Source organism: Glaciimonas sp. Gout2, assembly GCF_035018905.1.
In the GTDB taxonomy this organism is placed as follows: Bacteria; Pseudomonadota; Gammaproteobacteria; order Burkholderiales; family Burkholderiaceae_D; genus Glaciimonas.
This window is the reverse complement of sequence record NZ_JASJXA010000026.1, coordinates 59,260-72,744: the sequence shown is the minus strand read 5'-3', so window position 1 is coordinate 72,744 and position 13,485 is coordinate 59,260. Positions and strand designations below refer to the sequence as shown.

Genomic DNA, 13,485 nt, shown 5'->3' with positions numbered 1-13,485 from the left:
GCATGCATTCTTTAAAATCTAGAATGTAAACACAATTTGGAAAAAGTTAACAGCGTTTTATATGTCAACACGCCCTAGTATTACCTAAAGAAGAAGCCGCGCTAATAATTACTCAGTGCGGCATCCTTAAAAACCATCATTGACTAAAGTTAATAATGCCGAGTAGCAATATATGGTTACTAATGGTGTTTGTAGTATGGTGCGGCACGCTGTTTTTTTATGACACGTTAGTGCGTCGCGTACCAAATAAGTTGTTGATGTTGGCGATGGCCCTGCAGTTGGGCTTATTTGTTGTAACCGGACATGGATTGCTTGGTACTAGTCCAATGTATGGCTTAGTCGGTTTTGTAATCGGACTAGCGTTCTTCCTGCCGTTGTATGCGCTACGCGCGATGGCGGCTGGAGATGTTAAGTTTTTTGCCGTCATTGGATTGTTGCTCGGACCGGTGGCATTGCTGCCGGTTTTTTTAATAGGTTCGCTGCTGGCCGGACTTCATGCTTTGGTCTATACCGCATCAAAAGCGGGATCGTTACCCGATTTACAGACCGTTGCGATGCGACTTGAGCGATGGTCTTTTTATCAGCGAATATTGCAAGCGCGCGGTAATCGCGTTGGAATTCCTTATGCAGCCTATCTTGCAGTTGGCGCCGTGTGGATGTGCGTGTACCCCAAAGGTCTTTGAGTAGTGATCAGATTAGTTGATTAGTCTTTACTGCGGAAGAATCGTTGGGGTTGGACTGTGTGATGTACTGATATTAGGAGTGGGTATGAAGAGTGACTATGCCGGAGATCCCGGATATGCGCTTGCCAGATCGGGCGGCAAGAGTATCGTTACTCTAAAAATGCAACGGGGTACCGCCGCGATTGAATTTGCATTGGTTTTTCCAGTATTTTTTGTACTCCTATACGGCATTATTACTTATTGCCTCATTTTCGTTGCCCAACAATCGCTCACACTCGCTGCTGAAGAAGGCGCGCGCGCTGCATTGCGTTACGCAGTATCGCCTGCTGCGCGGGGGACAACCGCTTGCGCAGTTGCGACCCAGTCCGTGAGTTGGCTTGGTACCGCCAATATTGCTTGTGTCGCTTCTATAGCGCCTACCTGCTCAGCGCCGCCTGTCGCTCCGTGTGTGTCAGCCGGGTCCGCTTACCCGATCAAGGTTACGGTGACTTATCCGTATAGTGCTAAGCCATTGGTACCACTTTTATTGGGGTCGCTGATGAACGTCGCCGTGCCTGCTACCTTAGGGAGCTCGGCTACGGTTCAGATTGATTGAGCCAGCTAAGCTGGTTATTGTGCCTTCTCATTTAGCTTCCCAGATATTCCGGCCATTTTTATCTATACCGAGCACTTCCTATGAATCTGACAAAAATTATTGCGGCGATACTAGTAATTGGCGCGCTCATACTCGCATCCGTTGCCTGGTGGCTGGGAAGTCGTCCCGCGCTCGCACCGGTGGTGTCTGGCGCGGTCGCGAGCAATGCAACTGCCTATCCGGTGGTCGTGGCCGTGCGCAATCTGGAGGCTGGCAAAGCCATCACTATCGATGAAGTGCGGCTGGTAACATTGCCGCTCAATCCTGCGGGTGCTTACACGCAGGTGAGTGCAGTATTGGGCAAAGTGCCGATGACGGCCATCGGGACCGGTAATCTGATAACAGAATCTCTTCTTGCAAGCGGGTTGGCTTTGAAGTTGGCTGAGGGCGAGCGTGCAGTTGCGATCCCTGTGGACGAGGTTGTTGGTGCGGGCAATCGGATTCAGCCAGGTGATTACGTAGATGTATTTATGACGTTCAAACAAGGACAGGAACTAGAAAATAGCCAGTCGCGTTTGTTGCTGTCTCGCTTGCGTGTCCTGTCATATGGCGCGGCCGTCATAGGCAGCTTAGGTAGTACAGGTAGTACAGCTAGTACAGCAGACGGAGGCGCGAATGGTGAATCAACCCAGCAATCGAGTCAACAATCGACGGCTTCGCAGTCGGCACAGGCTGCGCAACAACCCGCCCGTACAGCGGTGTTAGCGACGCCGCTGGCAGATGTCAATCGGTTATCGCTGGCTATTCAAAGCGGAAAACTCATGCTCGCTTTACGTAATCCAACCGATGAAAAAATACCGGATCAGGCGTTGTTCGCACCCCTACCGGTTGTCATCAGCGGTAAAAATGGGTTGACGCACGACCAGATCGAAGCGCTTAGCACGCCTGATAATCAGGCGTTTGCCGGGATCGCCCTTACCGGCTTAGCGGCCGACACAAAGTCAACGTTAGCGCGTAGATCGGCTGCACCATCACCGGCCGCATCGAATCCAGCGCCCCGATCTCGCCGCTCTGAAAATACAGGAAATACCGTTGAGGTAATTCGTGGCGTCCATCGCGAGTCAGTCGCTTTTTAACCAGATGGCCTGTGTGATTGTTAGTATCCAGATCAATAATAAAGTAGATACAAGTTATGAAAATACTCACACCAATTTTACCTTTAGTGCTAACCGCAATTGTGCTCCCGCTGCTTTCAGCGGCGGCGACTAGCGACATTTCACTCGGCGTGCGCGAGCAGCAGAGTTTGAACGTGAATGGCACCCTTGAACGTATTTCTGTTGCCGATGCAGAAGTTGCTGATGTGTTGATGGTGCGCGGTTCCGGCGGGAAGAGCGGCAGCGTCATTCTGGCCGGTAAAAAACCTGGAAGCACGACCGTCACGGTCTGGTCAAAAGGTCTAGCGCCCACTATTTGGCGCGTCAAAGTATTAGGCGATCTGCAGGCAGCACTAGCAGGGAATGGCGGCGCTGATGTAAAAGTACGCGGTAACACTGCCGTCATCAGCGGACAAGCATCATCAATGCGGACGCATTCCAGTAGCGTTGCAGCAGCCACCGATGCGGTTGGCAAAGGGAAGGTTGTCGATCTGTCGACCATTGATAGCGGCGGCGTGGTGCAGATTGACGTCAAAATTGTCGAGTTTAGCAAGAAAGTATTAAAAGAAATCGGTTTCGATTTTTCTCTTGGCGTGACGCGCGGAAATTTCAATTTTCAATTGGGTAGTGATCTGGCTTCCAATGGTGGATTGTCGGCGACCTCATCGGCGTTCAGTTTACTTAGCTCTGTTTCTCATGGTAGCTATACCTTGAGCAATAAATTGCGATTGATCGAAGGGAATGGTCTCGCACGGGTTCTCGCTGAGCCTTCACTGACGGCCTTGTCGGGGCAAAGTGCCAGCTTTTTGGCTGGTGGAGAGTTGCCAATTCCGCAGGCCGGAGGATTGGGAACCACCACGATTGTTTATAAGCCATTCGGGATCGGTTTGACGGTGTCGCCAACCATTATTTCAAAAGACCGCATTGCGTTGAAAGTCGCACCGGAAGCCAGTGAAATTGACTATAGCAACGCCATCGTGTTGTCGGGTGTTTCGATTCCGGCGATTACAACGCGTCGTGCTGACACCACGGTTGAGCTCGGTGATGGAGAGAGTTTTATTATCGGCGGTCTGGTTTCTCGCACGACTAAATCGAGCGTTAACAAAATTCCTCTTCTCGGTGATTTGCCGATTATCGGAAGTTTTTTCCGGAATTTAAGTTATAGCCAGGACGAGAAAGAACTTGTAATTATCGTCACTCCTCATTTGGTCAAGGCGATCGCAAAGAATGTACCTTTGCCGTTACCCGGTGGCGAACAGGAGCGCCTTAATACTCCCGGCACTGCTTGGGGTAGCTATCTGTTAGGGAGCGCTGGCGCAGACGAAGTGCCCGGATTTTCGAAGTAAGGAGGGGATTTTTGGACTCCACAATGAACGCTCGTAACCCAGCCGCCAATAGCGTGACCGAATTAAGTCGCTTTGTGCTGTGCTCGGAAAATAATGAGCAAGCAGAATGGCTTGGCAATACACTCGGAAAGTGGGGAGCGTTATGGCAAGAGCGCTCCGATCTGGCCGTGCTTTTGCCACGAGTAATAGAACTCAATCCCCTACTCGTACTACTTGATTTTTCTGGACATGGCGCGCCGGAAGATCCTGCTTTTTTACGATCAGAGAATAGTGTCGGTGCGATTGCCCGAGCCGTCGAGTTGGCGCACGCATTAAAATTAGCTGCGCCAAATTTACCATTAGTGGCGATAGGGACGATGGCTTTTCCTGAAGGGGCAATTGCTGCCTGGCGGGCGGGCCTTAGTGACTTCATTGATATTACTGCACCATCGGATGAGGCGCGCGAGGTGGTCCAGCGTGTTTTATCTACGTCAGCGGCACTGATACCGGTGCCGATCAAACGGGGGCAACTGGTGACCTTGCTTGGGGCGCGCCCGGGAGTCGGTTCCAGCACGTTGGCGGTGCATCTTGCAGATATTTTTCAGCGTAGAGTCCAATCTCGCAACGGTAGCAAGTCCGGAGCGGTGGCCAGCCGGGTTGCGCTTCTTGATTTGGGATTGCCAGCCGGTGATGGCAAATTATATTTAAGCACGCACGGCAATTTTGACTTCGCGGAAGCGGTACGCAATCTTCGTCGCCTAGATGAGACGCTTGTCCATACTGCTTTAGCACGTAGCCCGGGTGGTGTTACGGTGATTTCATTACCTTTTAATCTAAGCGAAATGCGTACCGTGTCGCATCACGACGCGTTGGAATTGCTTGATCGGCTGCGTACCTATTTTGATGTACTTATTACCGATCTGGGTGGGTTCTCGAATCAGGAGTTCATTACCAATCTTACCGGTGCTTCCGATCATGTGTGGCTGGTGACAGATCAAAGTGTTGGCGCCCTGGTTTCTCTTGCAGACACGTTGACCATTTTGGGAGAGCCTTTGCCAGGCGACAATAAAAGACAACTAGTGGTCAGCCGATATGACGAACGTTTCGGTATGGGCGCAATGCAGATTGCCGAGCGTTTCGGACTTCCATTATTGGCGGTATTGCCAGAGCGAACGCGGAAACTGCTATCCAGTGCGAATCGCGGAAAGCTCTTACACGAAGTAGCGCCGCAAGATAATTACGTAAAGGCAATCGAAGGCTTGGTTGATGAATTGATCGATCCTCTTGCCGACGCTCCACAGCGGCCAAGACAAGGCTTGGGGCGCTGGATACCCAAAATGCTGCAGCGAAAATAGGCGTGCTAAACAGTCTTTAAAGACCTGTTGGATGAAAGAACCTGATGATAAATACTAATGTAATAGCCGTAAATAATAGATGGGAGAGAAAGACGTGAGTAACCAGATAGAATTCGCGGACGACGACCAGGCTTTTTCCAGCACACAAGAATTTCAGGACATAAAGACTGCCGCCTACGATCACCTGCTGACCCGAATAGAGGAGTTAGGGGCAGAGTTTGGACGTTGGTCCCGTAGCGCGATTCAACAATTCGTCAATCTGGATGTTGATGGTTTTGTGCGCTTGCAGCGTATACCGTTAAACGAAAGCGAAGTCCGTCAGATATCGGACGCGTTGACCAAGGAACTGGCCGGGCTTGGACCGCTTGAGGATCTGTTGGCCGATGTCTCGGTCGAGGATATTCTGATCAATGGATATAACGATGTTTTCGTCTCGCGTAACGGCATTTTGCAGCGTGAGACTTTGCGCTTTACCGATAATGCGCATTTGTTACGGATCGTCCGACGCATCTTGGCCCCGTTAGGGCGTCGCCTGGATGAGTCTAATCCAATGGTTGATGCACGCTTGCCGGATGGTGGACGCCTGAACGTGGTGATTGAGCCGTTGTCGGTGGACGGTCCAATGGTATCGATACGGAAATTCCGTAAAGAGCCGTTAAAGCCCACCGATTTACTCGGCCTAGGCACGATGAACGAGGAGATCTACACACTGCTCGAAAATGCGGTGAAGGCGCGCTGCAATATTTTGGTCTCGGGCGGCACCAGTTCGGGGAAGACCTCTTTGCTAAATGCGCTGGCATTTTTTATTCCCGAAAACGAACGGGTCGTGACGGTGGAAGATACCGCTGAATTATGTCTGAACCATCCCCACGTCGTGCGCCTGGAGTCGCGTCTTGGTGGCTTTGAGGGCAGCGGTCTAGTGAGTATTCGTGATTTGATTCGTAACAGTCTGCGTATGCGGCCTGATCGGATTATTGTCGGCGAAGTACGCGGCGCTGAAGTGCTGGAAATGCTACAGGCAATGAATACCGGGCACGATGGGTCAATGGGTACTATCCATGCCAATTCTCCGCGTGAGTGTTTATACCGGATTGAGATGTTGGCCGGTTTTGCTGGCTTCCAGGGTAGTGAAACAAGTTTGCGGCGCCAGATTGCTGGTGCGCTCGATTTCATAGTGCAAATTGGTCGCCTGTCGAATGGTCGTCGTCGGATAGTTTCGGTCACTGAGGTCACTGGAGTGGGCGATAACATGATTACGCTACAAGAACTTTATCGTCACGAGAGCTTTATTGCACCGGATGGCGATGAGGCGGATCGTTGGGTCTCGCTGGGTATTTTTCCACACTCTCCAAAGTTACAACGTCAGCGGCAGTTGGGGCAGCAAACCGGCAAAAGCACTTCCAATCTCACTGGTCCCGGTAGTGGCTTGCCGGTAAGGCGCTAAATATGCATCTGACGCTCTGGCTGATCACCGTCGCGCTGTTATTGGCAGGCGCTGCTATCTGGTTGTGGCAACAAGCGGAGGGACGTTCGCGCCAAGACCTCAGCGCCGCGTTTGTGAATCAGCAAATCCAGGGAAGACAGCAAATTGCGGCAGCGGTGGCGATCACGCCGGAAGTCGCGCAACGGCATTTGCAAACAGAAGTATTGCGGCATTTTTTGTTACGCGCAGGAATACAGAGTTCTTCGAGAAAACTGTTCATTCAGATAACCATACCCGGATTGGCGTTGGCCATACTCGCGATGGTGCTTGGTGGATTTTTTTCCTTCGTGGGAACGCTGATGCTGTATGTGCTTTTGGTACGATTTAATTTTTGGCGCAGGACAGCCAAGTTACAGCGCACGATGATCCGGCAATTGCCGGGATTTCTGGATACGTTAGTGCGTCTGGTGACCATCGGAAATAGTATTGGCTCCGCATTTCAAACGGCGATTGTGAGCGCTGATGGCCCCATTCTAGTGGTGTTGGACCGTGCGAATTGGCAAGTCCAGGCAGGCGTCGATCTTGAGTACGCCTTGCGCAAGGAAGCCCAGATTTTTCGCTTTAAGGAATTGGAACTGGTGGCGACGGTGATTGGTGTCGCTGGTCGTTTTGGCGGCAGATCGGATCAGGTGCTTGACCGGATGGCAGCGTTTATGCGCGATCTGGAGCATGCACAGAATGAGTTGTCTGCATTGTCAACCGAGATCCGGTTATCGGCATGGATTATGGGCATCATGCCTGTCGGTATTGGTATTTTTCTGGTGATATTTAATAACGATATGTTTGTCGGAATGTGGCATGACCCGGTCGGAAAGAAAATGTTAATTGGTGCGGTATTGCTGCAAATAACAGGTGGATTTTGGCTGTATCGATTAGCCAAATCCATGTGAACGCTGCAAGGAAATAAGGGGATAACGTTGAGCACTACACAACATACATTGATTTTTCTGGCGGTCTTACTGATCGCAGTTGCGCTGTTCCTCATTGGCGGAGCAATGTTTGGGCGTGTGTGGCGGCTTAAGCAAAATCTGAGCACGATTGATCAGAAGATCGCTGCACAAAATCGCGCTGCGAGCGGATTGTCGGTCGAACGGGAATCTCTTCCGTGGCGAGATCGAATCGTGGCGCTTTCCGCCGAATGGGTTGATACGCCGTTTGGCCGGCAATTGGTTGCAGAGGAAGATCGGCATCTTTTAGATCAATGCGGTGTCAACGACAAGAAAGGTCAGGCACTATTTTTTGCGGCGCGGGTTGTGTTGGCAATTCTTTTGCCCCTAATCGGTTATGGTTTATTGGAGAACGGAAGCTGGTGGCGTTTGTTGCTGATTGTTTTTTTTGGTCTGGCAATCGGTTACATGTTACCAAAGTGGGTCATGCAACGGGTCGCTCAAGAGCGCCGTCGTAAGGCGGCAGAAGAGTTGCCACTGTTAATCGATCTGCTCCGATTACTGCAAGGTGTTGGCTTGTCGGTTGATCAGAGCCTGCATGTCATCGAAACCGAGTTCAGCAATGTGCTCAATATTCTGGGTGATGAAATTGCGATTGCTGCGAGTCAGTATCGAGCCGGTCGCACGCGGGAACAATCCATGCGGCGCTTTTCAACCGTATTTGATAATGCGGATTTGCAATCGGTTGGTCGTCTGATTGTTCAGGTTGAGCATCATGGCGGTGCAGTTCAGGAACCGCTCAAGCTGTTTAGTGAGCGTATTCGGGAGCAACGTAAATTGGATATGAAAGAGCGCGTCGGCAAAGTCACGGTCAAGATGACCGGGGTGATGGTACTGACGCTGCTGCCTGGATTGCTAGTGATTACCGGCGGAGTCGGTTTTCTGGCAGTAATCCGTGCTTTGACAAAAATGTCGGGAAATTTATGAAAATCCAATCTGATTCGTTATCTAGTGTTGATCGGCAAGGTCTATTGGCATTTTTTATATGTCCTTTATTTGTATTGGTCATGAGTGTTTCAGGTTGTGCTACTGATTCTGCGGCCCGTCTTTATGCACAACAGAACGAAGCCGCACAATTGCGGCAGGAAGCAGAAAATAAACCAGCCAAACCAGATAACAAAGGGATGTACATTGGCCTGATCCGACAGATGCAGACCGAGGGTTTGTACTTTGCGTCGCTGGCGCACATCGATGCTTACGAACAGCAATATGGAAAAGCGGCTGATGTGGAGCGCCTGCGCGCTGACGCATTAAGAGAGACGAGGCAAGGCGAGGTTGCTGAAGTGACCTATCGCGAATTGTTAAAAACCCCTGAAGCGGCTGCAGCCTGGCATGGTTTGGGGTTATTGGCCGCTCAAAACGGCAATTATGCGGCCGCTGTGCCGTTGTTTATGGCAGCGTCAAAACTTGAGCCAATTAATCCCATTATGTTGAGCGATCTCGGCTATGCCTATCTGCGTAGCGGCGATACCAGTAATGCGCGCGTGCCGCTGGCGCAAGCTGCTGAATTGGCTCCGGATAATCGGAAGATCATCGCTAACCTGGCGTTGCTTTTGCTCGTATCTGGTGATAGTAGCAAGGCCCGTTCAGTGATGGAACGCGCTAAATTGTCGCCCGACAGTCGCACTAAAATCACTAAATTGGCTGAGCAGATTAAAAATACGCGGCCACCGGTAGCCGCAAGTATTCCCCAGCGTCCCGCGCCAGCGGTTCGTCCTGTAGCGGTGGTGCCGATGGGGCCGACGAACCGATTTCAGACGATGCTGGATCGTTTTAATAGCGGTAGTTAACCCTTTGCCGGATGGGCGTCTTAACGCTTAACCGCGTGGAACCATCACTAATATTGACACTTTACTTGTCGGCTATACCAACAAAAGGCAAAAAATGAGAATCTCCCAACTTTCTAGCAACAATCCCAGCCTGACACGGAATGGGGTGTTATTCCTTTTACTTGCCATGGTCTTTTTGCCTGTCTTGCATGCGCAGACCAATGCGCCGGTAACCGGTCGGATGGTGCAGTCTGGCGGAAAGACTGCGCCAATCGTACCGGCACAAACAAGTGCCGTGGAAACAACTGGAGCGACCATCAATTCGCCTGCACCGAATCCGCAAGTCGCGGCTGATGCATCCTTGGCGGCAGCACCAGTATCCACGCAGCCTGAATTAGCCTCAGGCCCGGAGCCAGAACCCTCCAGAACAAGAGTCGGCGATGTCACACGTTCGCTATTGCAGGCGCAGGTGGATGGACGTGTTGCTGGTTCGCAGCTTCCGATGCTGGGCGTGACCGCTGAGGCCAGTTGGGAGCGTTACATGAATAGTTTCACGCATCCGTTACCTGAATTTTTTGAGGCAAAAGTCGCCAAAAGTACGACAAACTAATTTTTATAGCATCCAGATATTTTAACGATCCGACGTCACTATTCCATGGTTATATTTTTTGATCCGACTTTTGTTCACGTTCCATACCGCTGGTCGCCAGCGCGGGCGGTTGGTGACGTGCGCAGGCAGCAAGGCGGGATCGTGATAATGGCCGCCATTTTCTTGTCCATTTTTGTCATTTTATTGTCCGCATTAGATATCGGTTATCTGTTTTTCCAGAAGCGCGATTTACAAAAGGTCGCAGATTTGGCGGCACTCGCCGGTGTTCAGGCACTTTCTGATTCGGGTCTTAGCTGCAATGCGGCGAGTCTGGCAGCCAATGCGAATGCGCAGTCTAATAATTTTTCCCTACTCGCCCCAAATACTTCGTCCAACGCTATTGTATTAACTTGTGGTCGTTGGGATCCCCAGACCACACCGGCCTTAACAACTGTGCAGACGTATGAAGCGCCCTTATCAAAAAATTTCGGCACGCCTAAATCCGGTATTAATCCAAATGCGATCGAAGTGCTTGTTTCTTCTAAGGTCACCGGATTTTTTGGTCTGGGCACGCAATCTGTGGTCGCACAAGCGGTTGCGACGCAATCGAATCCGGTCGCTGCGTTTTCTTTAGGTACCGGTTTGCTGTCGTTATGTAGCGGAAGTAGCGCGCTGTTGGCACCGCTTATCAATGGACTGCTCGGGAGCAATGTTTGCCTGAGTGCCGTAACGTATAACGGACTAGTCAATACGCAAGTCTCCTTGTTACAAGTGTTGAAAAATCTAAACTTGAATGTCGGAAATTTGAACGACGTGTTAAACGCCCAGGTATCTTTGGCGCAGTTAGTTAATGCATCGGTCCAAGCGCTTTCTCCAGCGCAAGCGGCCAGCATTACGGTGAGTGATCTCGCTGCGCTAACGACCGGTACTTTGGGCGGATCGCTGTTGACAATCGGTAAGATTTTAAACATCAGTGCGGCGGATGGCGTTTCAGCACTGAATACGCAAATTAACGTGTTGGATTTGTTAAACGTAGGGACTTTGCAAGTCGCTAATAGCCAACATTTTATTAATCTTGGTACGAATGTCGACCTTGGCGCACTAGGAAAAGTGGGAATTAAGTTAGAGTTGATTCAACCACCGCAAATAGCTATTGGTGGTGTCGGTCCGCCTGCGACATTCGCTACTTCGGCCCAAATGCGACTCGCTATAAACGTGCAGGCTTTGACGATCATTCCAGGAAAACCGGCGGTCAATCTTCCACTCTATGTTGACCTTGCTTATGGCAAAGCGACCCTTACAAGCGTGCAGTGCAAGGCTCCTCAAAGCGCCACTTTTTCGGTGCAGCCGGGGGGGGCGCAAGTATGTATGGCAAATGGACAGACTGATGCGAGCGCACCAAATTCATGTCCTTCAATATCAAATCAGGCAAATCGGGTGGACGTTATTCCAGGACTGATTAATCTGGGTATCAACGCGCAGGTGGCAAACCAGCAGCCGACTACTGTGACCTTAAATGCACCTTTTCCAAGTAGCGTCATCGTTGGTTCTTCTTTGAGCAGCATATTGGGAAACGTCATTCAACCGGGAACATTTCAGGTGGGTCTCGACATTCTTGATCCTTTGGGTTTGTTGAGTGGGCTTTTGACGGTGGTGCTGAGTGGTTTAGGAGGACTGTTAAATCCTATTTTGTCTGCTGTTGGTGGTTTGCTTGACACTACTTTTTCGCTGCTCGGGTTGGGTGTTGGACAAAATACACTGAAGTTGTCCTCTGTCACGTGTGGCAATTTGCTGCTGGTTTATTAAGAACGTTATATTAAAAAATGGGAATGCAGTGACAACAAAAAAAGGGTATTCAAAGCTATCTCTGCTGTTTGGTTTTGAACATTTGATTGCACCGTATTTAATCAAGTTTATTTATCGCGCAGGCATAGCGGTGATCGTCATCGGGGGTTTGTTGAGTTGCTTCAATAGCGGCGGGTCGAGTGGCGGTGTCGGGCGGGTGTCACTTGCGCTGGGCGGGACCTTGTTGTCGCTGTTGTTATGGCGTGTGATGAGTGAGTTATGGATATTGGCATTTAATATTTATGAGCGGCTCGGTGACATCAAAGATTTGTTGAGAGTGCAAAATAATGCATCAAAAATTGGCAGTAAAGAGTAAGGATGGATGAGCGTAAATGAAAATAGAAAACAAACTATTACCAGAAAGCCTGGACATCTATGTGTGGGAAGGTACGTCGGATATTGCCGATCGAATCGCGCATTGTCTTAGTAGCTTTGATGTCCAGGTGATTCGCTCAGATGGTTTGACCATCTCGCGCGATCTGGTGTCGTTGCGCCCATCGATTGCTGTGATGTCGGTGACGGTAATTGACCGTGGAGAGTTTTCTGCTGAGGCTTGGCAAAAAGCGCATTGCATGCCGGTGATTTGGGTTGCAGATGTGGTGCGGACAGCTAACCCACGTGTTTATCCGACCGAGTATTCGCACATTTTGATGCGTGATTTTACTTGTGCTGAGTTGCGCATGCTGGTGTTCCGACTGGCAGCAGAAATGCACGCCAGCAACGAGCCGGATCGTAAGTTGCAGCCATTGATAGCGCAATCCGACTGTATGCAAGCGCTGGTCGCTGAAGCTGAGGCATTTGCCGATTGTGAGTCGAGTGTCCTGATCATGGGCGAGACCGGCGTTGGTAAGGAGCGCATTGCGCAGTTACTGCATCAGCGTCATGGCCGGTATCGGCAAGGCCCGTTTGTTGCAGTCAATTGCGGAGCGATTCCCGATGGTTTATTTGAATCGCTATTTTTTGGCCATGCAAAAGGTGCGTTTACTGGCGCTTTATTGGCGCACAAAGGGTATTTTGAGCAGGCCGATGGCGGCACGCTTTTCCTTGATGAAATTGGCGATTTACCGTTGTATCAACAGGTTAAACTATTACGCGTATTGGAGCAAAGTACGGTTACGAGACTAGGTTCCCAAACCGAAATCAAGTTGGATTTTAGGCTTGTGGCAGCGACCAACCGCAATTTGCGGGAACAGGTTCAGCAGGATATGTTTCGCGCCGATTTATATTACAGGCTGGCTGTTATCGAGTTGCGCGTGCCGAATCTGGAAGAGCGTGGAAGTGTCGATAAAATCGCCATATTTAGCGCACTGCTGGCTCAGACTTATGACGAAATTCCGCCGTCCCCGGATTGGTTACTTGAAATGGTCGCAACCTCAAGCTTCGCCGGAAATGTGCGCGAGTTGCGAAATGTCGCGGAACGGATAGGGATCATTTATCGTCAGTTAGGAAGTTGGGACAGGATACGCATCGACCGCGTATTTGCGATGCTGGGATCGTTGGCGCGGACCAATGAGGGCACTGATCTGTTGATGGTACGTAAAAAGGGCGAGTTGGCGGAACGGAATCGTATTCTGGCAGCCCTGGATGCAAATGGGTGGCGACGTCAGGATACTGCGCACGCTATCGGTATCAGCCGCAAAGTATTGTGGGAAAAGATGCGTAAATTCCAGATTGCGGATACTGAGGCAATTGGTGAAATTGAATAATGGATGCGCTACTAAAAAATGCAATGGATACCGCTAAAAAATCATTGTACAAAAG

General features: G+C 50.4%; 13 protein-coding genes. All 13 read left to right on the top strand.

Translation table 11 applies throughout. The features are described from left to right. The first annotated feature begins 155 nt into the window (after positions 1-155). The 13 genes from QN379_RS16640 to QN379_RS16580 all read left to right on the top strand — a co-directional run bounded on the left by QN379_RS16640 (position 156) and on the right by QN379_RS16580 (position 13,430). A complete protein-coding gene (locus QN379_RS16640) occupies positions 156-683 on the top strand; it encodes an A24 family peptidase (RefSeq protein ID WP_323507119.1) in 528 nt (175 codons plus the stop codon). Between the two features lie 160 nt (positions 684-843). Then, the gene (locus QN379_RS16635; protein WP_323507121.1) at positions 844-1,278 is read left to right on the top strand and encodes a TadE/TadG family type IV pilus assembly protein; all 435 of its coding nucleotides are present in this window, start codon (positions 844-846) and stop codon (positions 1,276-1,278) included. 80 nt (positions 1,279-1,358) lie between these two features. Next, positions 1,359-2,393, top strand: coding sequence for a Flp pilus assembly protein CpaB (cpaB, locus tag QN379_RS16630; RefSeq protein WP_323507118.1), 1,035 nt, complete (start codon positions 1,359-1,361; stop codon positions 2,391-2,393). A 56-nt stretch (positions 2,394-2,449) separates the two neighbouring features. Further along, positions 2,450-3,757 (top strand): type II and III secretion system protein family protein, encoded by a 1,308-nt coding sequence (locus QN379_RS16625; RefSeq protein ID WP_323507117.1) that lies wholly within the window; start codon positions 2,450-2,452, stop codon positions 3,755-3,757. 23 nt (positions 3,758-3,780) lie between these two features. Beyond that, complete coding sequence (locus tag QN379_RS16620) at positions 3,781-5,091, top strand: pilus assembly protein CpaE (RefSeq protein WP_323507116.1); 1,311 nt, start codon at positions 3,781-3,783, stop codon at positions 5,089-5,091. A gap of 94 nt (positions 5,092-5,185) precedes the next feature. Beyond that, positions 5,186-6,535, top strand: coding sequence for a CpaF family protein (locus QN379_RS16615; RefSeq protein WP_323507115.1), 1,350 nt, complete (start codon positions 5,186-5,188; stop codon positions 6,533-6,535). Positions 6,536-6,537: 2 nt separating this feature from the next. After that, the gene (locus QN379_RS16610) at positions 6,538-7,464 is read left to right on the top strand and encodes a type II secretion system F family protein (RefSeq protein ID WP_323507114.1); all 927 of its coding nucleotides are present in this window, start codon (positions 6,538-6,540) and stop codon (positions 7,462-7,464) included. A gap of 27 nt (positions 7,465-7,491) precedes the next feature. After that, positions 7,492-8,448, top strand: a complete 957-nt coding sequence (locus QN379_RS16605) for a type II secretion system F family protein (RefSeq protein ID WP_323507113.1) — start codon at positions 7,492-7,494, stop codon at positions 8,446-8,448. Beyond that, positions 8,445-9,311 carry a tetratricopeptide repeat protein gene (locus QN379_RS16600; protein WP_323507112.1) on the top strand — a complete coding sequence of 289 codons (867 nt, stop codon included), beginning with the start codon at positions 8,445-8,447 and terminating at the stop codon, positions 9,309-9,311. The genes QN379_RS16605 and QN379_RS16600 overlap by 4 nt, the downstream gene beginning before the upstream one ends. Before the next feature lie 94 nt (positions 9,312-9,405). Beyond that, on the top strand, positions 9,406-9,900 hold the full coding sequence (locus QN379_RS16595; RefSeq protein ID WP_323507111.1) for a DUF3613 domain-containing protein: 495 nt from the start codon (positions 9,406-9,408) through the stop codon (positions 9,898-9,900). A gap of 45 nt (positions 9,901-9,945) precedes the next feature. Beyond that, entirely contained in the window at positions 9,946-11,685 is a 1,740-nt protein-coding gene (locus QN379_RS16590; RefSeq protein WP_323507110.1) for a pilus assembly protein TadG-related protein, read from the top strand. A 28-nt stretch (positions 11,686-11,713) separates the two neighbouring features. After that, positions 11,714-12,040, top strand: coding sequence for a DUF4282 domain-containing protein (locus tag QN379_RS16585; protein WP_322237369.1), 327 nt, complete (start codon positions 11,714-11,716; stop codon positions 12,038-12,040). Between the two features lie 22 nt (positions 12,041-12,062). Continuing rightward, on the top strand, positions 12,063-13,430 hold the full coding sequence (locus QN379_RS16580) for a sigma 54-interacting transcriptional regulator (protein ID WP_416186873.1): 1,368 nt from the start codon (positions 12,063-12,065) through the stop codon (positions 13,428-13,430). Positions 13,431-13,485 lie beyond the last annotated feature (55 nt).